The organism is Kaistia adipata DSM 17808 (genome assembly GCF_000423225.1).
Lineage (GTDB): Bacteria > Pseudomonadota > Alphaproteobacteria > Rhizobiales > Kaistiaceae > Kaistia > Kaistia adipata.
This window is the reverse complement of sequence record NZ_KE383991.1, coordinates 170,703-189,512: the sequence shown is the minus strand read 5'-3', so window position 1 is coordinate 189,512 and position 18,810 is coordinate 170,703. Positions and strand designations below refer to the sequence as shown.

Here is an 18,810-nt window from a genome sequence, read left to right as displayed (position 1 = left end):
CGGTCTCCTCGTCAGCGGGCGATCATGACCGAGACATAGACCGCGAGGCGACGGCGGGGAAGCGGCGTCAGCTGCCGGGCGCGTGCGTCGCCGCCACCCACCAGCCGGGATGCGCGGCCACGAGGGCCGTTGCCGCCCGCGCGGCGCTGGCATCGTCCGGAAAGAGGCCGAACACCGTGGCGCCCGAGCCGGACATCCGGGCCAGCAGGCAGCCTGGCGCGGCAGCCAGGCCGGCGCGCGCCTCGGCGATCGCCGGGATCAGCGCCGTCGCCGGCGCCTCGAGATCGTTGCGCGTTGTTTCTAACCACCGTGCCAGCGCGGCCGCGTCGGCGAAGGCCACCGGCATATCGGCGAGGCCGGGATTGTCGCGCCGCACCAGCGCCTTGAACACGGCCGGCGTCGAGACCGCGACGCGCGGATTGACGAGAACCATCGGCAGCCACGGCAGGCCGGTGACCGGCTGCAACTGCTCGCCGATGCCCCTCGCGCGGAGCGGCGTCGAGCGGAGGCACATCGGCACGTCGGCGCCGAGCCTCGGCGCGATCGTCGCGCACGGATCGGCGGCCGGACGGGGCAGGGGCGCGATCCGGGCGAGCAGGCGCAAGGTCGCCGCCGCGTCGGCCGAGCCGCCGCCGATGCCGGAGGCGACCGGCAGTCGCTTGTCGAGGCGGAGGTCGAAGCCGGCGATCGCGCCGCCCCGAGCCGCATAGGCCTCGGCCGCGCGCAGCACGAGATTGTCGGGCTCGGCGTCGAGGCCGGCGGCGAACGGCCCGGTGATGGAGAGGGAAGGCGACGCCGCCCCCGGCGCCGGCACGGCCTCGACCGTGTCGCCGATCGCGGCGAAGACGACGAGGCTGTCGAGCGTGTGGTAGCCGTCGGCGCGGCGCCCGGTCACATGCAGGGCGAGATTGACCTTCGCCGGGGCGAATTCCGAGACGGGAAGGGGGCCGGAATCGGCCCCCCGTGCCTTGGCGACTTGTCCGGTCACTGCGCCGTTTCGAGCTTCGGGATGTGGAGGATCATGCCCGGGCGCAGATTGTCGGGATTGCCGAGCTTGTCGCGGTTGGCCTCGATCAGGCGGCCATAGAGCTCGCCGTCGCCATAGACCTTGAGCGCGATCTTCCAGAGCGTGTCGCCGGCGCCGACCGTGAACGGCTCGCCCTGGGCTGGCACGACCGGCGTGCCGTCGCTCACCGTTCCCGTGGCGGCCGAGGCGACCTGCGTCTGCTCGACCTTGTCGAGGCCGTGCGCCAGCTTGGCGAGGATGCGCTCCTTGTCGGCCGGCTCGGGGTTGAGGTCGCGCGCATGCGCCCACTGGAACGTCGCCTCGAGCTTGCGCCCGACTTTCCAGTAGGCGTCGCCGAGATGGTCGTTGATCGTCGCGTCGTCGGCCTTGAGCGAGATGGCGCGCTCGAGCTGGCCGACGGCCTGCTCGTACTTGCCCTGCTTGTAGTAGGCCCAGCCGAGGCTGTCGACGATGTAGCCGTCGTTCGGCTTGAGCTCGACCGCCTTCTTGATCATATCCGTGGCGCGGTCGAGGTTCATGCCCCGGTCGATCCAGCTATAGCCGAGATAGTTGAGCACCTGCGGCTCTTCCGGCTGGATCTCGAGCGCCTTCAGGAAGTCCGGCTCGGCCTTGTCCCACTGCTTGTCGCGCTCATAGGCGATGCCGCGGAAGAAATAGATCAGCCAGTTGCGGGCATTGTCGTCGTTGATCGCGTTGATCGCCCGCGTATACATCGCGGCGGATTCGCCATAGCGCTTGCCGGTGCGGTGGATGGTGGCGAGCGTCGTCAGCGCGTCGATGTCGCGCGGGTTGGCGGCGATCAGGCGCTTCAGCCGCTTGGAAGCGTCGTCATGCTTGCCGAGCGCGTCGTAGCTGAGCGCGATCTGCAGCTCGGCATTGCGCCGCAGCGGCGAGCTCTTCGCCACCTGGTCGAAGATCGGGATCGAGCGCTCGAAGCGCTGCGCGTTCTGCGTCAGGTCGCCGAGCGCCATCAGCACCAGCTCGTTCTTCGGCTGCAGGTAGAGCGCAAGCCGCAGATAGAGCGTGGCGACGTCGGCGCCGCCGCTTTCCGTGCCGAGCGCGGAGCCGAGGCCATAGAGCACTTCCGCCGCGCCGTCCTGGGCCGTGCGGATGAGCGGCGCGGGCTTCTTGCCGGCCTTGATCTCCGCCAGAAGCGCGGCGATGACGGGGTGTCCGACGCTGTTCTTGGTGAAGCCTTCGAGCGCGGCCTTGGCCTCGTCGACCTTGCCGGCGCGCGCCATCAGCCGGGCATAGGCCTCGGCGATGCGCATCGACCCGGTCTCGGCCTCATAGGCCTTGGTGATGGCTTCCAGCGCGGCATCGGTGCGGCCGGCATGGGCGTTGATCAGCGCGCTGTTGAAGTTCTTGAAGACGCTGTACCACTCGGGGCCCTGCAGCGTTTCGACGATCTTCAGCGCCGCGTCCGTCTGGCCCTGGCCCTCGGCCGCCCAGGCGGAGAGCAGGCCGGACGAGATGTTGCCGAGCGGACCCTTGTCGCCCTGGGCGAACTGCTTGCCGGCTTCGGCATATTGCTTCGCCTTCAGCGCCTTGACGCCGAGCGCCATGCGGCCGACGCGGTTGTCGCCGTTGAGCTTGACCAGCTCCTCGGCGAGCGGGATCGCCCGCTCGACGTCGCCATTGGCGAGGAGCAGCATGAAGGTGCGGTCGAGCAGGATCAGGTTTTCGGGATCCTGGCTCAGCGCCTCCTCGAAGAAGACGACGGCCGAATCGTAGTCCTGCGAAGTGGTGGCGCTGAGCGCCGCCAGATAGCTGCCGGTCAGCGTCGGCATGGCGTCGTCGAGCAGGTCCGAGATCGACGTCTCGGCTTGCGCGGCGGCGCTCGCGATCAGGCTGGTGCTGGCCAGAAGGGCGAAGCAGACCGCAGCGGTGCGAAGCGGTCGGACGAGCGATGTCAGCGTGCGGTGCATCGAAATCCTGTCTGATACCGACGGTTGGTATAGAACCTCGACCCCGAGGCTGGGCAAAGAGGATGGCGCTTTTAGGACCACCTCGCAAGCATGTGGGTCGGCACCGGCCGCTACGGCAGGCGCGGCCTAGTGCGCCCGCTCGATGCAGAAATCGATGACCTCGACGAGGGCGGCCTTCCAGTCGCTGTCGGGGAACACGTCGAGCGCCGCGCGCGCCGTTTCGCCGAACTGGCGGGCCCGCTCGATGGTTTCCTCGATCGTCTTGTGCGAGCGCAGGATGGCGATCGCCTTCTCCAGGTCGCCGTCGCGGATGTCGCCCTTTTCGAGCACGCGCTTCCAGAAGTCGCGTTCCGCCTCGGTGCCGCGCCGGTAGGCGAGCACCACGGGGAGCGTGATCTTGCCCTCGCGGAAATCGTCGCCGACCTTCTTGCCGAGGTCGGCCGAGTTGCCGCCATAGTCGAGCGCGTCGTCGATCAGCTGGAAGGCGAGGCCGAGATCGGTGCCATAGGTGGCGAAGGCCGTGCGACGCACCGGGTCATTGTCGGCGATGATCGGGCCGACTTCGGCCGCAGCGGCGAAGAGCGCCGCCGTCTTGGCCTTGATGACGGCGAGGTACTCGTCCTCCGATGTCGCCATGTTCTTGGCGGCGGCGAGCTGCATCACCTCGCCCTCGGCGATGACGGTCGCCGCCGTGGAAAGCACGTCGAGCGCGTCGAGCGAGCCGACCTCGACCATCATGCGGAAGGCCTGGCCGAGCAGGAAATCGCCGACCAGAACGCTGGCCTGGTTGCCCCAGAGCATCCGCGCCGCCAGCTTGCCGCGCCGCAATTCGCTCTCGTCGACGACATCGTCGTGCAGCAGTGTCGCCGTGTGCATGAACTCGACGCTGGCGGCCAGCTTCACATGGCCGTCGCCCTCGTAGCCGGACATGCGCGCCGCGGCGAGGGTGAGCATGGGCCGCAGCCTCTTGCCGCCCGAGGAAATCAGATGCTGGGCGACCTCGGGGATCATCTCCACATCGGACCCGGCCTTGGACAGGATGATCTGGTTCACCCGTTCCATGTCGGCCGATACAAGCGCGACGAGAGGTTCGATCCGGGCTGCGCCCTTCTTCTTGCTCTCGTCGAGCGGAACTACCAATCCCACGGGCAACGCTCCCGGTTCGCCTCTGTTTCGCGGGCGACAATAGGGGGACGGGGGGCGGGGAACAAGTGACACGATGGCTCAGAACGGGCAGGAAGCGACAGGATCGGACACTTTCTTGCTGCGGTGCGGCGAATAACCCGCAGGGATTGTTCGCGCCATTGCTGCCGGAGGCCGCGCACCTTACGTTTGCTGTCAAGCGCCAGTGTCGGCGGCAACCCCCGAGGGGACATGGAAGAGCTCATCCGCACCAATGACATGGTCATGATTTCCTTCGTCGAGGCCCTGCTCAAGGATGCCGGGATCGAGCATCTCGTCGTCGACCAGAACATGAGCGTCATGGAAGGCTCGCTGGGCGTGTTGCCGCGCCGCATCCTCGTCGTCGAGGAGGACATCGCCGAGGCGCGGCAATTGCTGATCGACGCGGGTGTCGGCGGCGAATTGCGGCCGGAGGGAGCCTAGCCGATGCTCGTCGCCGTGTCCGAGACGACGGTCGACGCCTTCCTGGGCGGACGCGTCGAGGCGGTGCAGCCGGCGCGCGGTCATCACCGTTCGGGCCTCGACGCGGTGATTCTCGCCGCGGCGATCGGGCGGAATGCACGGGGCCGGGTGGCCGATCTCGGCGCCGGAGCCGGCGTGGCCGGTCTTTCGCTGGCCGCGCGGGCGCCCGGCGTCTCCGTCGTCCTGGTCGAACGCGAGAGAGAACTCGTCGCCTGCGCGCGCCAGGCGCTGGGCCGGCCCGTCAACGCGGCCTTCGCCGGCCGCGTCGAGGTGGCCTGCCTCGATCTCCTCACCGAGGCTGCCCGCAAGGCAGCCGGGCTCGCGCCGGCCAGCTTCGACCATGCGCTGATGAACCCGCCCTTCCACGATCGCGGCCGCGTGCGCGCCTCGCCGGACGATCTCCGGGCAAGGGCCCATGTGCTGGAGGCGGGTGGTCTCGACGCCTGGTTCCGCGCCGCGTCGGCGCTCGTCAGGCCGCGCGGCACGCTCGCCGCCATCCTGCCGGCCGACCGCCTGCCGGACGTGCTTGCCGCCTGTGACGGCCGCTTCGGCGGGCTCGCCGTGCTGCCGCTGCATCCGCGCGCCGGCGACCCAGCCGTCCGCGTGCTGGTGCGCGGGGTCAAGGGCAGCCGCGGCCCGTTCCGCCTGCTGCCCGGGCTGGTCCTGCATGGCGAGGCCGGCCCGGCCTTCCTGCCGGGGCCGGCCGCCATCCTGCGCGACGGCGCGTCGCTCGGGGATGTCCATCCTTCCTGGTCCGATCCCAATTGGGGCGAGACCGAACCCGAACGGAGCTGAACGCCTTGGCCGCCATGTCGCAGGATTGGAAGCAGTGGGCCGCGAAGCTGCTGCCGGAGCGCTTCCGCCGGGATCGGATCGTCGTCCCGGTCGTCCGCCTGTCCGGCGTCATCGGCGCCGTCTCGCCGCTGCGTACCGGCATGACGCTCGGCGGCGTCGCGCCGCAGCTTGCCCGCGCCTTCGCGATGAAGCGGGCGCCGGTGGTGGCGATCCTGATCAACTCCCCCGGCGGCTCGCCGGTGCAGTCGCACCAGATCTTTAAGCGCATCCGTGCGCTCGCCGAGGAGCACAAGAAGGAGGTCGTCGTCGCCGTCGAGGACGTCGCCGCGTCGGGCGGTTACATGATCGCGCTCGCTGGCGACGTCGTGATCGCCGACCAGAGCTCGATCGTCGGCTCGATCGGCGTCGTCTCGGCCGGCTTCGGCTTCGAGAAGCTGATCGAGAAGATCGGCGTCGAGCGCCGCGTCTACACGGCCGGCGAGAGCAAGGCGATGCTCGACCCGTTCAAGCCGGAGAAGGAAAGCGACATCCAGCACCTGAAGTCGCTGCAGCGCGACGTGCACGACATGTTCATCGAGCTGGTTCGCTCGCGCCGCGGCGAGCGGCTCGCCGATGATCCGACGCTGTTTTCGGGCGCCTTCTGGTCGGGTACGCGCGGCCTGGAGCTGGGCCTGGTCGACCGCATCGGCGATCTGCGCTCCTATCTGCGCGGCCGTTTCGGCGACACGATGCGGATGGCGCTGATCGCGCCGAAGCGCGGCGTGTTGGCGCGGTTCGGCGGCGGTGGGGCCGGCGGCCTTGCCTCCGCCGCGATTGCGGCCAATATGATGGAGGGCGCGCTCTCCACGCTGGAGGAGCGCGCGCTCTGGAGCCGTTTCGGCCTCTAGGCGCGTCGCGCCGGATGGCGGGCGGAGCGGGCGAGCCCGATGGCTCGAAGGGAAGGGATAGGATGATGCCGCAGGTTCTGATGTTGGCGCTTCTGGGCACCTTGGGCGTCGTTGCCGCCCGGACCCTGATGAAGACGCAGGAACGCGTCGCGGTTCGGCTGAAGGAGGCCGAGCGTGCCATGGCCAACCGGCCGACGGCGACGCTCGTTCAGGATCCCGTGACCGGCATCTATCGCCCCAGCGACCGGATCTGACCGGCCGCTCCTCTTCGTGACGGGCGCGGCGAGCCGCGTCCCGCCTCAGAACACCCGGCGCAGCGCGCCGGTGTGCGCGGTACAGTTGCGCTCGGCCGCGCGGCGCATGTTGCGCCCGACGCCCTCGCAGCTTGACGGCGCCCGATAGCCGATGTTGATCTCGTCCGGACAGACGCATGCCATCGCTTGCGTCAGGCAGCCCGACGGCATGTTGGCATAGCCGAAATCATTGCAGGACGCCGACGGCATGCCGCCGTCGCCGCCGCCATCCGGGCCGCCGGGAACGGTCGAGGAGGACGGGCCATCGGACGGTCGCGTCGAGCCGCCGGGGGCCTGCTGCGCCACGGCCGGGGCGATGTCGGCGAAGAACAGGGATGCGACCGCCAGGGCGGCGAGGGCGAAGGACGTGCGTTTGCCGGTCTTGCCGGTATAGGACTTGTTCGCGATGTAGGACTGGGTCGTCATGATGGGGCTCCTCCGAGCTGCCATCGATGGCGACGCGATCCCCGGACCGACCTCATGTCGTCCGCGCGCCTCCTGCGTTCCCGGTTTCGGGTTTCGCTCCGGAACAATTGCCCCGGTCGACGGCCCGGGCACCATCGAGCTTTCCCCGGCGACACTCTATGATCGGGATCACACGCCGGCGCGGCGTTGTGATCCCGGTCGCCGTCTCAGTAGCCGGCTTCCCGGCAGAGATAGGGCATGTTGGCCCAGCCATATTCGCTGCAATTGTAGGACGGCATGCTGCTGCTACTGCCGCCGCCTCCGCCGAGGCCGAGGATGGTGCGGATCGGATTGACGGGGGTCGGCGTTGGGGTCGGCTCCGGTTCGGGTTTGGGGTGATGCGGCCAGTGTCCGGGCTTGGGCCAATGGCCCTGATGCCCGTCCTTGCCCCAGCCGTTCTGGGCCGAATATCCCTTGCCGCCATAGCCTTCGCCGCCAGACATTCCCTGGCTCGATCCAGTCATGCCGCCATAGGATCCGCCGCCATAGGACCCACTGCCATAGGACCCGCCGTAGCTCGTCGTCGAGCCGTAGGAATGCCCCGCTCCGGAGGAGCCTCCGGAAGGCGACCAGCCCTCCGACAGGGCGGGGGTCACGACCAGCGAAAGCGCAGCCGCCAACGCTAGCGATCCATGAGAATTCGCCATGATGGTACTCCAGCACTCGAGTCACGCAGAGGACCATCGGCAGCGATCGGAACATCAGCCCGAAAACTGGGCGCACGCCTGTTCAAAAGGGGTGCGCCGGGATCAACTCCATGCCGAGGGCCCAGCCAGAGCATCCGCCTTCGCCCGGTTCCGATCAATCAGGGCGAGCGTCAAAATCCCGTGACACGTCGTGATCCCGTCCGCGCCGGGCGCGGACGGGGAAGCGGCTCAGCCGCTGACCTTGGAGAAATCCGCCACCGCGAGCGTGGCGCTGCGGATGGCGTTCAAGAGGTTGAGGCGATTGACGCGAACCTCCGGCTCCTCGGCATTGACCAGCACCTTGTCGAAGAAGGCGTCGACCGGAGCACGCAGCCGTGCGAGCGCCGTGATCGCGCCCTCGTAATCCTCGCGGGCGACGGCGGCCTCCGCCTCGGCGCGGGCCGTGGCGATGGCGACGTGGAGGGCGCGCTCCTCGGAGAGCTTCAGATGGGTGGCGTCGACCGCGCCCTCGAAGCTCTCGCCCTTCTTCTCCTCGGCCTTCAGGATGTTGGCGGCGCGGCGATAGCCGGCGAGCAGGTTCTTGCCGTCCTCGGTGTCGAGGAAGCGGCCAAGTGCCTCGACGCGGCGGGAGATCAGCAGCAGATCGTCCTGGCCGCCAAGCGCGAACACGGCGTCGACGAGATCATGCCGGGCGCCCTGGTCGCGCAGCTGCACCTTCAGCCGGTCGGCGAAGAAGGCGATCAGGTCGGCGATGATCGCTGGCGTCTTGGCGTCGAGGTCGCGGCGCAGCCGACGGCCATAGCTCTCGAGCGCATTGTCGAGATCCTGCTCGCCGTCGACGTCCTCGGTCGAGACCGTGCTCTGCGCCGTCTCGTAGGCGGTGAGCGCCTCGGCCTCGGTCTGGTCGTTGTAGCCGGCGATCGCCTTCGCGATGGCGTCGTTCAGTGACAGTTTCTCGCCGGTCGAAAGCGCGATGCGGATGACGCCCAATGCGGCGCGGCGCAGCGCGTAGGGGTCCTTGCTGCCGGTCGGCTTCTCGTCGATCGCCCAGAAGCCGGTCAGCGTGTCGAGCTTGTCGGCGAGCGCGACGGCGATCGCGACCGGGTCGGTCGGCACGCGGTCGCCCGGGCCCTGCGGCTTGTAGTGGTCCTCGATCGCGGTCGCGACGGAGGCGTCCTCGCCCTGCGCCGCGGCGTAGTAGCGGCCCATCAGGCCCTGCACCTCGGGGAACTCACCGACCACCTCGGTGACGAGGTCGGTCTTGGCGAGCAGCGCGGCGCGACGGGCCTTTTCGATGTCGGCGCCGACCAGCGGCGCGATCGCGGCGGCGAGCTTCTGCAGCCGCAGGATGCGCTCCGCCTGGGTGCCGAGCTTCTCGTGGAAGACGATCTGCTCGAACTTGGGCAGGCGCTCCTCGAGCCGGGTCTTCAGGTCGGTGTCGTAGAAGAACTTGGCGTCGGAGAGGCGGGCGCGGATGACGCGGCCATTGCCGGCGGTGATCGCCGCGCCGCCGTCCTTCGCCTCGATGTTCGAGATGAGCACGAAGCGGTTGGCGAGCTCTGTCGTGCCCGGTCGGCGCACGACGAAGCATTTCTGGTTGGCGCGGATGGTGGCGCGGATCACCTCGGCCGGGATCTTGAGGAACTCTTCCTCGAAGGTGCCGACCAGCACGACCGGCCATTCGACCAGGCCGGCGACCTCTTCCAGCAGGCCCTCGTCCTCGACCAGCTCCAGGCCGAGCGCGAACACGCGGTCGCGGGCGTCATGCAGGATGATGTCCTTGCGGCGGTCGGCGTCGAGCACGACCGAGGCGTTGAACAGCTTCTCGACATAGTCGTCGAACCGCTTCACGGGGATCGGGCCGGGCGCGATGAAGCGATGGCCATAGGTGACGTTGCCCGAGCGGATGCCGTCGACCTCGAAGTCGATGACCTCAGGCTCCTCGGTCTCGGGGCCGAAGGTGCAGACGATCGCCTGCAGCGGGCGCACCCATTGCAGCTTGCCCGTGCCCCAGTGCATCGACTTCGGCCAGGGGAAGGAGCGGATGATGGCGGGGACCGCCGTGGCGATCACGTCCTTGGTGTCGCGGCCCGGCTTCTCGATATGGGCGACGTAGAAGTCGCCCTTCTTCGGATCGGAATGGACATGCGCCTGGTCGAGCGAAGTCAAACCGGCGCCGCGGAGAAAGCCCTGGATGGCGGCGTCTGGCGCGCCGACCTTCGGCCCCTTGCGATCCTCGCGGGTCGCGGCCGAATGGGTCGGGATGCCGGTGACGGTCAGCGCCAGGCGGCGCGGCGTCGAGAAGGCCTTGGCGCCGTCATAGTGCAGGCCGGCCTCGACGAGCGCGTCGGTGACGAGCTTCTTCAGATCCTCCGCCGCCTTGCGCTGCATGCGGGCGGGGATTTCCTCGGAGAAGAGTTCAAGCAGAAGATCGGGCATAGGTGTTGAACCGGTCTAGCCCCGCCCCCTTGTGGGGAGGGGTTGGGGAGGGGGTACCGGCTGGATGCCGGAAATTATGGCGATGACGACGCCTTCCAGATTGGTCAGCACGTCGTGATTGGAAACACGAAGGATCCGAAAACCCTCGGCCCGGAGCCATGCGTCACGCACAGCATCCCGGGCCATTCCCGCGTCGGAATAATGCTGGCCGCCGTCGACCTCGACCACCAGTCGCAATGACAGGCAGGCGAAATCGACGATGTAGCGGCCGATCGGCACTTGCCGGCGAAAGCGGACACCCTCCGGCGAAGCCTGCTTCAGGCCCGCCCAGAGCTGCCGCTCGGCATCGGTCATGTCCCGGCGCAGGATCCGCGCACGGTCGGTCAGGGGCTTGCGGTAGAAGGGCATGCACGACACCTCCCACCGTTGAGGAAGTACCCCCTCCCTAACCCTCCCCACAAGGGGGAGGGGACCCGCCTGGATCCCGGGCGCCGGCACGAGGCCGGTGGCCGCTGTCAATCCTTGCCCCCGGCCGGGGTTTCGAGCCAGGCGGCGCCGCAGGCCTTGGCGAGTTCGCGGACGCGCAGGATGTAGCTTTGGCGCTCGGTGACGGAGATCACGCCGCGCGCGTCGAGCAGGTTGAAGGCGTGGCCTGCCTTGAGGCACTGGTCATAGGCGGGCAGCACCATGCCGCCGGCGGCCAGCAGCGCCTGGCATTCCCGCTCGCAGTCGACGAAGCGGCGGAACAGGATGTCGGTGTCGGCGAATTCGAAATTGTGCCGCGAATATTCCTGCTCGGCCTGCTTGAAGACGTCGCCATAGGTGACCTTCTCGTCGCCCTCGCGGCCGTTGAAGTTCAGGTCGTAGACGTTTTCGACACCCTGCACATACATGGCGAGGCGTTCGAGACCGTAGGTGAGCTCGCCCGAGACCGGGTTGCACTCGATGCCGGCGACCTGCTGGAAATAGGTGAACTGCGACACTTCCATGCCGTCGCACCAGCACTCCCAGCCGAGGCCCCAGGCGCCGAGCGTCGGGTTCTCCCAGTCGTCCTCGACGAAACGCACGTCATGCAGCGCCATGTCGATGCCGATGGCGCGCAGCGAGTCGAGATAGAGCTCCTGCAGGTTCGGCGGGTTCGGCTTCAGGATGACCTGGAACTGGTAGTAGTGCTGGAGCCGGTTCGGGTTCTCGCCATAGCGACCGTCCTTCGGCCGGCGGGACGGCTGCACATAGGCGGCCTTCCACGGCTTCGGACCGAGCGAGCGCAACATGGTCGAGGGATGCGAGGTACCGGCGCCCACTTCCATGTCGTAGGGCTGCAGGATCGCGCAGCCATAGTCGGCCCAGAAGCGCTGCAGCGTCAGGATCAGGCCCTGGAAGGACCGGTCCGGGCGCATGTGGGGAGGAAGCGTGTCGAACACCGGCAAACCTTGAGAATTTGGACGCGCGCGTGATGCGACGCGAAAGCCGCGCACCCTAATCGCGCCGCGCCCGCGCGGTCAAGAAAGCAAGCCGCCCTGTACGATGCCGGCCGGCGGCCCTGGCCTTCGCGGGCGGCGTGAATGCCCATCCGGCATGGATCGAATCGGTGTCTCGGGCCTTATCGAAGCGACCGGCGCTTCCTATGATCCGGAAGTCGGGTCGTTACCCTCGACCGAACTGCAAGGAGAATGCCCATGCCCCCCTTCAAGGCCGTCCTGATCGAGAAGGACGCGAGCGGGGCCCAGTCGGCCGGCTTCGCGACGCTGACCGACGCCGACCTGATGGAGGGCGACGTCACCGTCCGCGTCGAACGCTCGACCGTCAACTACAAGGACGGCCTGGCGATCACCGGCCGCGCGCCGGTGGTGCGGCGCTTCCCCATGGTGCCCGGCGTCGACGGGGTGGGCATCGTCGAACAGTCGGCTTCGGCATGGTTCAAGCCCGGCGATCGCGTGCTCCTGAACGGATGGGGCGTCGGCGAGCTGCATCTCGGCGCCTGGGCCGAGCGGGCGCGCTGGAAGGGCGACTGGCTGATCTCGCTGCCTTCGGGCTTTTCGCCGGACGAGGGCATGGCGATCGGCACCGCCGGCTACACGGCGATGATGTGCGTGATGGCCCTGGAGCGGCACGGCATCGGCCCGTCCGGCGGGCCGATCCTGGTCACGGGCGCGGCGGGCGGCGTCGGCTCCGTCGCGGTCGCGCTCCTGGCCGGGCTCGGCTACCACGTCGTCGCCTCGACAGGCCGGCCGGAGGAAGCGGACTATCTGAAGGGGCTGGGCGCTGCCGAGGTCATCGCGCGGGCCGAGCTGGAGGGCAGCGGCAAGCCGCTTGCCCGCGAGCGCTGGATTGGCGCCATCGACGTCGTCGGCGGCCAGACGCTGGCCAATATCCTCTCCATGATCCGCTATGACGGCGCGGTCGCGGCCTGCGGCCTCGCCGGCGGCCTTGAGATGTCGACGACCGTCGCGCCGTTCATCCTGCGCGGCGTGACGCTCTACGGCATCGATTCCGTCTATGTGCCGAAGCCCGTGCGCGTCGCCGTCTGGGACCGCCTCGACCGCGACCTCGACCGCGCCAGGCTGGCGGCGATGACGCGGCGCATCGCCTTCGACGACGTCATCGACGCCGCGCGCGATATCGTCGACGGCAGGATCCGCGGCAGGCTGGTGGTGGAGATCGGGTAGGGGGGCAGGCGTTTCGGGAGCCCGCCGCTCCTCACGGTCTCCCCACGCCCGGCCGTCATCCCAGCGCGACGTCGCCCCACGCTCCGCCCGTCATCCCGGCGAAGGCCGGGATCCACCATTTCTCAATGGCGGGAGCTGTGGCGGAGCGGTGCCCGCATGTTGCCCGCCGGACCGCGTCTCGTCTGGAAGGCCTAATCTTGCGGATGGATGGATTCCGGCTTTCGCCGGAATGACGACGAGGGGCTGGATGGGCCGGAGTCCATCGACCCGCGCGGTCAGGCCGGACGCATCGTCGCCCCACGCTCGTCGTCATCCCGGCGAAGGCCGGGATGCAGCTTTTCGGCGTCGGACGGCGGTCCGCAGGATCTGCGGGCGGCGTTTCATGGAACGGTGTCTCGGGCAGAAAGGGCTTTGGCTCGCCGAGGCATGGATCCCTGCTTGCGCAGGGATGACGGCTGAGCGGGCGGGAGAGCCGGGGCTGACCTTTAAGCCTCAGCCGTGTCCCTCAGATCCAGCCGCCGCCATAGGTCTTGTAGAAGACGTGGTGGCCGAGCTTCTGCATCTTCTTCATCGTCTTGGCCCAGCGCGGCCGCACATAGGTCGCGTGGTAGTGCGTCGACGAACCGACATCGGCGTTCCACCAATTGTCCTCGTTGAGGACGCGCTTGGCCAGCGTCTGGGCCCGCTTCCACGACGTCTCGTCGGTGATCCGGTCCTTGATGCCGTCGCAGGCGAACGAGAACTGGCAGGCGTTGCGCATGTCCTTGTTCTGGTAGACGACGCCGCAGACGGTGTTCGGATAGGCCGGGTTCTTGAGCCGGTTGATCACGACCTGGGCGACGGCGAGCTCGCCCTTCATGGGTTCGCCGCGCGCCTCGAAATAGATGGCGGTGGCGAGGCATTTCTGCTCGGTCGCCGAGCGGGCGTTGGTCGGGATCTTGTTCATCACCCACCAATGGTCCGGCTTGCCGTCCTTGCCGATCGCGGTGGCGCCCATCGGCTTGCCGAGCAGCGCCTGGAACGGCGCGCTCATCGACTTGTCGATGTCGGCGGGGGCATAGGCCGAGACCACCGGGCTGCCGGCGGCGGCGTCGACGCCCTTCGGGTCGGCCTTGCCGGCGGCGCGGGCGAGTTCGTTGCGGCGGGGGATCGGCGCGATCGCGGCGAGCGTCACGACCGGCTTCGCCACGGCGTCCTTGGTATCCTTGGCGCCCTTGGCCCCGTCGACCGAGGCGTAGCGCAGCGCGCCATCGGCCTTGTCGAGGTCCTTGGCGAGCGTGAAGCCGGTCTTCGGCACCGCGTCGGCGTTGCTGAAGGCGCTGGCGAGATCCTGCGACTTGAGCAGGCCGGCCTTGAAGTGATCGGCGGCGGTCGCCGTGCGCACCGGCAGCGGCTTGCGCAGCGCGACGGTGATGTCCTGCTTGCCGCCGCGATTGACGGAAGGCGGCGTGAAGGTGGGCGCCGAAACCGGGCCGCTCGCCACCACCTGGAGCCGCGGCTCGACGATGACGCCGTCGCTCGCCGCTTCGGCGAGGACCGCCGTGGTCGGCGGCGTCGAGAAGCTCGGAAGATACGCTTCGCCGGTCTTCGTCGGCACGAGCCGCGCCAGCCAGCGCTGCTGCACCGGCAGGTCCTTGCCATAGGTGCTGGCGACGTCCTGCAGCGCGATCGTGGTCGAGGAGAGGGCGACGAGGCCGCCGGCGAGGATGGAGGACAGCAGCGCCAGGCGCTTGAACGTGGCGCGAGGCCGGCGCGGACGCACGGCGAGCCGCGGGTCGCGTCCGAGATGGGCGCGGGACGTCATTCCCGAATGCCGTTCGAGTCCAGCCATGAGGTACGCAACTCCACGCGCACGGAACAGGAGCGACCGGTGTGGTTTGCCGGTCACGTGGCTGAATTCTGCGGCATTAACCTTGAAACTCGGTTAACGGGCACGAAGGCGCCCTTGGCGGCGCGAAGATCGGGGAGGGGAATTGGCTCAGTCTCTGTTTCGTAAGGCGGCCTGAGCGGCCGCCAGGCGGGCGACAGGCACCCTGAAGGGCGAACAGGAGACGTAATCAAGGTTAATTTCGGCGAAAAAATGGATCGAGGCGGGGTCGCCGCCATGCTCGCCGCAGACGCCGAGCTTGAGATCCGGCCGCGTCGCGCGGCCGCGCGCGCAGGCGATGCGGATCAGTTCGCCCACGCCCTCGCGGTCGATCGAGGCGAAGGGATCGTTCGGCAGGATGCCGCGCGCCAGGTAGGTGTTGAGGTAGGTCGCGGCGTCGTCGCGCGAGATGCCGAAGGTGGTCTGCGTCAGGTCGTTGGTGCCGAACGAGAAGAAGGTCGCCTCGCGGGCGAGCTCGCCGGCGGCGAGCGCGGCGCGCGGCAGCTCGATCATCGTGCCGAGCTGGTAGGGCGGGGCGCGGCCATGCACCTTCTTCACCAGCGCCTCGGCGGCGCGGATGTAGCCGTTGACGAGGTCGAGCTCGGCCTTGGAGGCGATCAGCGGCACCATGATCTCGAGATCGACGGCGACGCCGGTCTGGTCGCCGACGTCGAGCGCCGCCTCCAGGATGGCGCGTGCCTGCATGGCGATGATCTCGGGGAACGAGATGGCGAGGCGGGCGCCGCGATGGCCGAGCATCGGGTTGGCTTCCTCGAGCGCATGCGTGCTGGCGCGGATCTTCGCCGGCGGAATGCCCATCACCGCGGCGAGCTCGGCGATCTCCGCCTCGCCCTTGGGCAGGAATTCGTGCAGCGGCGGATCGAGCAGGCGGATCGTCACCGGCAGGCCGGACATGATCTCGAACAGCGACGCAAAGTCGCTGCGCTGCATCGGCAGGAGCTTGGCCAGCGCCTCGGCGCGGGCGGCGTCGGTCTCGGCCAGGATCATCTCGCGCACGGCGACGATGCGCCGCGCGTCGAAGAACATGTGCTCCGTCCGGCAGAGGCCGATTCCCTCGGCGCCGAAGCCGCGCGCGGCGCGCGCATCGGCGGGGGTGTCGACATTGGTGCGGATCCGGAGCCGGCGGAACGTGTCGGCCCATTCCATCAGCTCGGCGAAGGCGCCGGAGAGCTCCGGTTCGCGCAGCGGCACGGCGCCGACCAGAACCTGGCCGGTGCCGCCGTCGATGGTGATCATGTCGCCGCGCCGGATGGTGCGGCCGCCTGATGACATGGTGCCGGCGTGGAAGTCGACGCGGATCGTGCCGGCGCCGCAGACGCAGGGCTTGCCCATGCCGCGCGCCACCACGGCGGCGTGGCTGGTCATGCCGCCGCGCGTCGTCAGGATGCCGCGCGCCGCGTGCATGCCGTGCACGTCCTCCGGGCTAGTCTCGACCCGGACCAGGATGACCTTGCGGCCCTGCGTGCGGGCGATCTCGGCCTCTTCCGAGGTGAACACGACCGTGCCGCTCGCGGCGCCCGGCGAGGCCGGCAAGCCGCGGGCGAAGATGTCGCTGCCGGAGTCGGCGTCGATCGTCGGATGCAGCAATTGCTCGAGCATGCGCGGCTCGATCCGCGCCACCGCCTCGGCGCGGGTGATCAGGCCCTCATGCGCCATGTCGACGGCAGTCTTGAGCGCCGCATGGATGGTGCGCTTGGCGGGGCGCGCCTGCAGCATCCAGAGCCGGCCGCGCTCGATCGTGAATTCGAGGTCGAGCACGTCGTGGTGATGCAGCTCCAGCGCCGCGCAGACGGCGCGGAACTCGGCATAGACCTCCGGCATCGCCGCTTCCAGCGACGGCGCCTCGGAGCCGGTCTCGCGGCGCGCGGTCTCGGTCAGGTCCTGCGGCGTGCGCATGCCCGAGACGACGTCCTCGCCCTGCGCGTTCGGCAGGTATTCGCCCCAGAGGATGTTCTCGCCGGTCGAGGGATGGCGCGTGAAGGCGACGCCGGTCGCCGACGTCTCGCCGAGATTGCCGAACACCATGGCCTGCACGGTGACGGCGGTGCCGCCGCCCTCGGGCAGGTTGTTGATGCGGCGATAGGCTTTCGCGCGAGGATTGTTCCAGGAACGGATGACGGCGCCGATGGCGCCCCAGAGCTGGTCGTGCGGCGCCTGCGGGAAGGGTGCTTCGAGCTCCTCCAGCACCAGCGCCTTGAAGCCGTCGCAGACCGCCTGCCAGTCGTCGGCGTCGAGGTCGCTGTCGAGCGTGTAGCCGCGTTCGAGCTTGTAGTCCTCCAGCCGCTCCTCGAACACCGAATGGTCGAGGCCGAGCACGACGTCGCCATACATCTGGATGAAGCGGCGATAGCTGTCGAAGGCGAAGCGGCGGTCGTCGGAAATCTGCGCCAGCCCCTCCACCGTCTCGTCGTTCAGTCCGAGATTGAGGACGGTGTCCATCATGCCGGGCATGGAGATGGCCGCGCCGGAGCGGACGGAGACCAGCAGCGGATGCTCGGGATCGCCGAAACGGTGGCCGGCGACGGCGGCGATGCCGTCGAGCGCCTTGGCGACCTGGCGATCGAGATCCGGCGGAAACGCGTCGTTGCCGGCGAGGAAATGGCGGCAGATCTCGGTCGAGATGGTGAAGCCGGGCGGCACGGGCAGGCCAAGCGCGCTCATCTCGGCGAGGCCCGCTCCCTTGGCCCCGAGAATATCCTTCAACGCGCCGTCACCCTCGGCGCTTCCGCCACCAAAGGTGTAGACCCATTTCGCCATTCGAGCGCAGCTCCCGCAACCACCGGCGGCAGCCGGCGCGTCATCTAGCTAGATCAAGCTCTTAGTGCGCTGCAACACGAAAATATTGAAACATCCGTGTGCGCGGTCGCTGCGGCGATTGGCGCGGCGGATTCGCCCTAGGCGCGTCGTCCGGCCCATTCCGAGGCCAGCACGGCATAATTGTATTCGTCGCCCCAGACGCCATCAAAGCGATCATTCTGCACCAGATGGGCCTCGCGCCTCAGGCCGAGCCGCTCGACCACGCCGATGGACCCCTGATTGGCGGTGTCCAGCCGGGCGAAAATGCGGTGGAAGCCCAAGTGGGAGAAGCCGAAATCGATCGTCGCTCCGACCGCTTCGGTGGCATAGCCCTTTCCGGCCGCGTGGGGATGGAAGAGGTATCCGATCTCGCCCTGCAGCGCCGCCTGGCTCGCCATCTTCAGATAGGTTTCGCCGATGACGGTCGCGGTATCCATCCGAACGACCGCCAGCCGGAAGGCATCGCCATCGGCTTCAAAAGGGGCGGCGAGCCCGTCCTCGAACTGCCGGCGCAGGGCCTCGCCGACCGGTACCGCCGCATAGAGATAGCGATAGACCTCGGGCAGGGAATGGTAGGCGGCATAGGCGTCGAAATCCGCCGCCACGAACGGCCGAAGGATCAAGCGTTCGGTCGTGAGAGGGAGGGGCAGGGTATCCTGTGTCATGCGGTCGGGGTCTCGGATAGGGGCATGAAGCATGGCGGGCTGTCGGAACCGGTCGGCCTGCCTTGAACCTCCCTCGACGGGAAGGGCTTCAAGGAAGTCGGCTCCCGGTCCGCCTTGCCAAAGGAAGCTCCGGCGGATCAGCGCGTCAGGTCGAGATCGAGCGAGAAGGGGTGGCCCTCGAAGGCGTCGCGGCCGCGGCCGATCGCCTCGATCGCGCCAACCATGCGGCCGCGCCGGCCGAGTACCTCGTCGGCGAGGCGGACGAGGCGCAGGTTCGGCGTCGCGGACGGCGAGCCGGAGCGGATCAGCGCGGCGATCTCGGCCTCGTCGCGCTCCGGGCGCAGCGCGCAGACGGTGATGAAGGCGGCGGCGGTCGAGCGGCTGATGCCGGCGAAGCAATGGATGACGATCGGCTTCTCGGGCTTCCAGCCCTCGACGAAGTCGAGCAGGGCGGTCACGTGCTCCTCGGCCGGCGGCGTCATGCCTTCCATCGGCTCGAGGATGTCGTTGAAGGCGAGGAAGAGGTGCCGTTCCTCGGGAATCGCCAGCGGGCGCTCGACCGGGGTGCCGGCGTTGATCAGCGTCACCAGATGGCTGGCTCCGGTCTGCGCGACGGTGGCGCCGATGCGGGAGAGCGAGCAGACGTGAATGCGGGACATTGTTGTTC

Annotated in this window: 17 protein-coding genes; 5 read left to right on the top strand and 12 right to left on the bottom strand. The window is 68.7% G+C overall.

The features are described from left to right. Window positions 1-67: 67 nt before the first annotated feature. From G539_RS0113780 to G539_RS0113770, 3 genes are all read right to left on the bottom strand, one after another. Complete coding sequence (locus tag G539_RS0113780) at window positions 68-988, bottom strand: 4-(cytidine 5'-diphospho)-2-C-methyl-D-erythritol kinase (protein ID WP_029075714.1); 921 nt, start codon at window positions 986-988, stop codon at window positions 68-70. After that, window positions 985-2,955 carry a tetratricopeptide repeat protein gene (locus G539_RS24805; RefSeq protein ID WP_051231383.1) on the bottom strand — a complete coding sequence of 657 codons (1,971 nt, stop codon included), beginning with the start codon at window positions 2,953-2,955 and terminating at the stop codon, window positions 985-987. Before G539_RS24805 ends, G539_RS0113780 begins: the two co-directional genes overlap by 4 nt. 126 nt (window positions 2,956-3,081) lie before the next feature. Continuing rightward, a complete protein-coding gene (locus tag G539_RS0113770) occupies window positions 3,082-4,101 on the bottom strand; it encodes a polyprenyl synthetase family protein (protein WP_029075713.1) in 1,020 nt (339 codons plus the stop codon). 228 nt (window positions 4,102-4,329) lie between these two features. Here G539_RS0113770 and G539_RS0113765 point away from each other — a divergent pair, with 228 nt between their 5' ends. The 4 genes from G539_RS0113765 (at window position 4,330) to G539_RS0113750 (ending at window position 6,535) form a co-directional block, all read left to right on the top strand. Beyond that, entirely contained in the window at window positions 4,330-4,560 is a 231-nt protein-coding gene (locus G539_RS0113765; RefSeq protein ID WP_029075712.1) for a putative signal transducing protein, read from the top strand. Between the two features lie 3 nt (window positions 4,561-4,563). After that, complete coding sequence (locus G539_RS0113760) at window positions 4,564-5,394, top strand: tRNA1(Val) (adenine(37)-N6)-methyltransferase (RefSeq protein ID WP_029075711.1); 831 nt, start codon at window positions 4,564-4,566, stop codon at window positions 5,392-5,394. Between the two features lie 14 nt (window positions 5,395-5,408). Continuing rightward, entirely contained in the window at window positions 5,409-6,281 is an 873-nt protein-coding gene (locus G539_RS0113755; RefSeq protein WP_035831705.1) for a S49 family peptidase, read from the top strand. 65 nt (window positions 6,282-6,346) lie between these two features. Further along, window positions 6,347-6,535, top strand: a complete 189-nt coding sequence (locus G539_RS0113750; protein WP_029075709.1) for a hypothetical protein — start codon at window positions 6,347-6,349, stop codon at window positions 6,533-6,535. Window positions 6,536-6,580: 45 nt separating this feature from the next. On the opposite strand, the gene G539_RS0113745 is transcribed toward G539_RS0113750, so the two are convergent. From G539_RS0113745 to G539_RS0113725, 5 genes are all read right to left on the bottom strand, one after another. After that, complete coding sequence (locus G539_RS0113745) at window positions 6,581-7,000, bottom strand: hypothetical protein (RefSeq protein ID WP_029075708.1); 420 nt, start codon at window positions 6,998-7,000, stop codon at window positions 6,581-6,583. A 206-nt stretch (window positions 7,001-7,206) separates the two neighbouring features. Continuing rightward, on the bottom strand, window positions 7,207-7,686 hold the full coding sequence (locus G539_RS27090; RefSeq protein WP_156911974.1) for a hypothetical protein: 480 nt from the start codon (window positions 7,684-7,686) through the stop codon (window positions 7,207-7,209). A 228-nt stretch (window positions 7,687-7,914) separates the two neighbouring features. Continuing rightward, window positions 7,915-10,125, bottom strand: coding sequence for a glycine--tRNA ligase subunit beta (gene glyS, locus G539_RS0113735; protein ID WP_029075706.1), 2,211 nt, complete (start codon window positions 10,123-10,125; stop codon window positions 7,915-7,917). 15 nt (window positions 10,126-10,140) lie between these two features. Then, window positions 10,141-10,533, bottom strand: coding sequence for an endonuclease domain-containing protein (locus G539_RS0113730; RefSeq protein WP_051231752.1), 393 nt, complete (start codon window positions 10,531-10,533; stop codon window positions 10,141-10,143). 107 nt (window positions 10,534-10,640) lie between these two features. After that, window positions 10,641-11,525: a glycine--tRNA ligase subunit alpha gene (locus G539_RS0113725; RefSeq protein WP_035831368.1), complete on the bottom strand. Its 885-nt coding sequence runs from the start codon at window positions 11,523-11,525 to the stop codon at window positions 10,641-10,643. A gap of 279 nt (window positions 11,526-11,804) precedes the next feature. Between G539_RS0113725 and acuI the strand changes: the two genes are divergently transcribed. Then, window positions 11,805-12,794 carry an acrylyl-CoA reductase (NADPH) gene (gene acuI / locus G539_RS0113720; protein ID WP_029075703.1) on the top strand — a complete coding sequence of 330 codons (990 nt, stop codon included), beginning with the start codon at window positions 11,805-11,807 and terminating at the stop codon, window positions 12,792-12,794. A gap of 505 nt (window positions 12,795-13,299) precedes the next feature. On the opposite strand, the gene G539_RS27595 is transcribed toward acuI, so the two are convergent. The 4 genes from G539_RS27595 to G539_RS0113695 all read right to left on the bottom strand — a co-directional run bounded on the left by G539_RS27595 (window position 13,300) and on the right by G539_RS0113695 (window position 18,802). Beyond that, entirely contained in the window at window positions 13,300-14,598 is a 1,299-nt protein-coding gene (locus G539_RS27595) for a cell wall hydrolase (protein ID WP_051231382.1), read from the bottom strand. A gap of 174 nt (window positions 14,599-14,772) precedes the next feature. Continuing rightward, window positions 14,773-17,439, bottom strand: a complete 2,667-nt coding sequence (gene ppdK, locus G539_RS0113705; RefSeq protein ID WP_029075702.1) for a pyruvate, phosphate dikinase — start codon at window positions 17,437-17,439, stop codon at window positions 14,773-14,775. Window positions 17,440-17,576: 137 nt separating this feature from the next. Next, window positions 17,577-18,143, bottom strand: coding sequence for a GNAT family N-acetyltransferase (locus G539_RS0113700; RefSeq protein ID WP_029075701.1), 567 nt, complete (start codon window positions 18,141-18,143; stop codon window positions 17,577-17,579). 137 nt (window positions 18,144-18,280) lie between these two features. After that, window positions 18,281-18,802, bottom strand: coding sequence for a tyrosine phosphatase family protein (locus tag G539_RS0113695; protein WP_029075700.1), 522 nt, complete (start codon window positions 18,800-18,802; stop codon window positions 18,281-18,283). Window positions 18,803-18,810: the final 8 nt, after the last annotated feature.

Bases quoted from the DNA above. Each gene is read 5' to 3' on its own strand.
- G539_RS24805 (WP_051231383.1), bottom strand. From the start codon at position 2,955: ATGCACCGCACGCTGACATCGCTCGTCCGACCGCTTCGCACCGCTGCG.
- G539_RS0113765 (WP_029075712.1), top strand. From the start codon at position 4,330: ATGGAAGAGCTCATCCGCACCAATGACATGGTCATGATTTCCTTCGTC.
- G539_RS0113760 (WP_029075711.1), top strand. From the start codon at position 4,564: ATGCTCGTCGCCGTGTCCGAGACGACGGTCGACGCCTTCCTGGGCGGA.
- G539_RS0113755 (WP_035831705.1), top strand. From the start codon at position 5,409: ATGTCGCAGGATTGGAAGCAGTGGGCCGCGAAGCTGCTGCCGGAGCGC.
- G539_RS0113750 (WP_029075709.1), top strand. From the start codon at position 6,347: ATGCCGCAGGTTCTGATGTTGGCGCTTCTGGGCACCTTGGGCGTCGTT.
- G539_RS0113745 (WP_029075708.1), bottom strand. From the start codon at position 7,000: ATGACGACCCAGTCCTACATCGCGAACAAGTCCTATACCGGCAAGACC.
- G539_RS27090 (WP_156911974.1), bottom strand. From the start codon at position 7,686: ATGGCGAATTCTCATGGATCGCTAGCGTTGGCGGCTGCGCTTTCGCTG.
- glyS (WP_029075706.1), bottom strand. From the start codon at position 10,125: ATGCCCGATCTTCTGCTTGAACTCTTCTCCGAGGAAATCCCCGCCCGC.
- G539_RS0113730 (WP_051231752.1), bottom strand. From the start codon at position 10,533: ATGCCCTTCTACCGCAAGCCCCTGACCGACCGTGCGCGGATCCTGCGC.
- G539_RS0113725 (WP_035831368.1), bottom strand. From the start codon at position 11,525: ATGCGCCCGGACCGGTCCTTCCAGGGCCTGATCCTGACGCTGCAGCGC.
- acuI (WP_029075703.1), top strand. From the start codon at position 11,805: ATGCCCCCCTTCAAGGCCGTCCTGATCGAGAAGGACGCGAGCGGGGCC.
- G539_RS27595 (WP_051231382.1), bottom strand. From the start codon at position 14,598: ATGACGTCCCGCGCCCATCTCGGACGCGACCCGCGGCTCGCCGTGCGT.
- ppdK (WP_029075702.1), bottom strand. From the start codon at position 17,439: ATGGCGAAATGGGTCTACACCTTTGGTGGCGGAAGCGCCGAGGGTGAC.
- G539_RS0113700 (WP_029075701.1), bottom strand. From the start codon at position 18,143: ATGACACAGGATACCCTGCCCCTCCCTCTCACGACCGAACGCTTGATC.
- G539_RS0113695 (WP_029075700.1), bottom strand. From the start codon at position 18,802: ATGTCCCGCATTCACGTCTGCTCGCTCTCCCGCATCGGCGCCACCGTC.